The sequence below is a fragment of the Microbacterium sp. genome (assembly GCF_036277215.1).
In the GTDB taxonomy this organism is placed as follows: Bacteria; Actinomycetota; Actinomycetes; order Actinomycetales; family Microbacteriaceae; genus Microbacterium.
On record NZ_DASUNI010000053.1, the window covers coordinates 1 to 2,056 of the forward strand.

The 2,056-nt window shown below is 70.9% G+C and carries 4 protein-coding genes; 1 reads left to right on the plus strand and 3 read right to left on the minus strand.

All coding sequences use genetic code 11. The annotated features are described in order from the left end of the window. Positions 1 to 963, minus strand: a 963-nt coding sequence (locus tag VFX99_RS02600) for a peroxidase family protein (protein ID WP_329664758.1), incomplete at its 3' end; no start/stop codon positions are given. Next, on the minus strand, positions 960 to 1,415 hold the full coding sequence (locus VFX99_RS02605) for a Fur family transcriptional regulator (RefSeq protein ID WP_329664759.1): 456 nt from the start codon (positions 1,413 to 1,415) through the stop codon (positions 960 to 962). The genes VFX99_RS02600 and VFX99_RS02605, both read right to left, overlap by 4 nt. 81 nt (positions 1,416 to 1,496) lie before the next feature. Between VFX99_RS02605 and VFX99_RS02610 the strand changes: the two genes are divergently transcribed. After that, positions 1,497 to 1,766, plus strand: a complete 270-nt coding sequence (locus VFX99_RS02610) for a DUF2188 domain-containing protein (protein ID WP_329664760.1) — start codon at positions 1,497 to 1,499, stop codon at positions 1,764 to 1,766. Between the two features lies 1 nt (position 1,767). Here the strand turns inward: VFX99_RS02610 and VFX99_RS02615 are convergent. Continuing rightward, positions 1,768 to 2,056, minus strand: a 289-nt coding sequence (locus tag VFX99_RS02615; RefSeq protein ID WP_329664761.1) for a DUF1905 domain-containing protein, incomplete at its 5' end; no start/stop codon positions are given.

Sequence of the window (2,056 nt, forward strand, 5' to 3'; positions counted from 1 at the left end):
ATCCCACTTCGTCGGCGTCGCCGTCCACGCACCTTCGATGCCGCTGGTGATGGTGTGGCCGCCGAGGCCCGACTCGTAGGCGCTGACCCAGCCGAAGCCCTGGTGCTCGATGTCGGTGGCTTCGGGCTCGGGCCCGACCAGCGACGCATCGCCGGCGCCGTGCGCCTTGCCGAAGGTGTGGCCGCCGGCGACCAGCGCGACGGTCTCGTAGTCGTTCATCGCCATGCGGCGGAACGTCTCGCGGATGTCCTTGGCGGCCGCGAGCGGGTCCGGCTCGCCACCCGGCCCCTCCGGGTTCACGTAGATGAGGCCCATCTGCACGGCGGCCAGCGGGCCCGAGAGCTTCCGGTCGTCGCCGCTGTAGCGCTCGTCCCCGAGCCAGGCGTCCTCGGGGCCCCAGAAGATCTCCTCCGGCTCCCAGATGTCCTCGCGCCCGAAGCCGACGCCGAACGTCTTGAAGCCCATCGACTGCATCGCGACGTCGCCCGTGAAGACGAGCAGATCCGCCCACGAGAGCTTCTGGCCGTACTTCTGCTTGATCGGCCACAGCAGGCGGCGCGCCTTGTCCAGGCTCGCGTTGTCGGGCCAGGAGTTGAGCGGGGCGAAGCGCTGCGCGCCGGAGCCGCCGCCGCCGCGGCCGTCGGCGATGCGGTACGTGCCCGCGGCATGCCAGCTCATCCGGATGAAGAGCCCTCCGTAATGGCCGTAGTCGGCCGGCCACCACGGCTGCGAGGACGTCATCAGCTCGACGAGGTCCTGCCTGAGCGCCTCGACGTCGAGCTCCTTGAACGCCTCGGCGTAGTCGAAGCCCTCGTCCAACGGGTTGGAGAGGGACGAGTGCCAGTGGAGAACGCTCAGGTCGAGCTGGTTCGGCCACCAGTCCTGGATCGTGTGCGGCCGGCCCTCCTTGGGAGTCGGGCTCGGGATCGCTGGGTTCTCGCTCTCGCTGACGCTCTCGGTCACGGCGTTCCTTTCGCAGTTCGCTCTGGTCCCTGGTCGCCTGTGGCGACGCACTCGGGGCACCGGCCCCAGTAGACGACCTCCGCTTCGTCGATCTCGAAGCCGAAGTCCTCGACCGCCGTCAGGCACGGCGGGTCGCCGACCGCGCAGTCGACGTCGACCATGCGGTCGCAGACCCGGCAGACGAGGTGGTGGTGATTGTCCCCGACGCGGTCCTCGTAGCGAGCCGGAGAGCCCGCCGGCTGGATGCGCCGGAGGAGCCCCTTCTCGGTGAGGATCTCGAGGACGTCGTAGACCGCCTGGGTCGAGACCGAACCGATCTCGCCCCGGACCGTCTGGACCAGCGCGCCGGCCGTGGCGTGCGGCGTCTGCGTGACGGCCCGCAGGACCGCGAGACGCTGCGCGGTGATGCGCAGCCCGCGTTCGCGGAGGACGTCGGTCGGGTCGGTGCCCACGTCTGGACCCTATCCAAGATTGGAATGACTCGACGGCCGCCCGCGCGCGTGCGTGCGCGAAGCGCCGGGTAGGTCGATGGCATGCCGAATGTGACCGTGAACCGCCATGCCGACCGCTGGTCCGTCACCGTGCAGGGCCAGGAGTCACCGGTCGAGGAGCACGCGACCCGCGAAGCCGCCGAGCTCGCGGCACGCCAGCTCGCCGCGGGCGGCACGGTGGAGGTGCTCGAGGACGACCCGACGGGCCTCGACGCCGACGCGGCCGGGGACACGACCCGGACCGAGGACGCGCCCGAGCCGAGCGGGCCCGGCGCGCCCGAGGGCGTGCGCGACGTGCAGTCCGGTCTCTGAGCTAACCGATCCGCTCGTCGATCCGGACGTGGACGGTGTCGCCGGCTTCCTTGCCGATCGTCTTTCGCAGCGCCGCCTTGACCGGGAGCCTGTGCGTGCCGTCGCCCTGAGCCATCAGCGCGCCGTCGAACGGCTCGCCGTCGATCTCCCCCCGGATCTTCACGAGCCCGCGGGTACCGAAGAGCTCGGCCACGTCGTCCATCACGACGCAGGTCCACGCGCCCGGGTTCTCGCCCTGGTGCAGCTGCGCGTCGAACTCCTTGACCACCACCATGCTCGCCTCAGCCTTC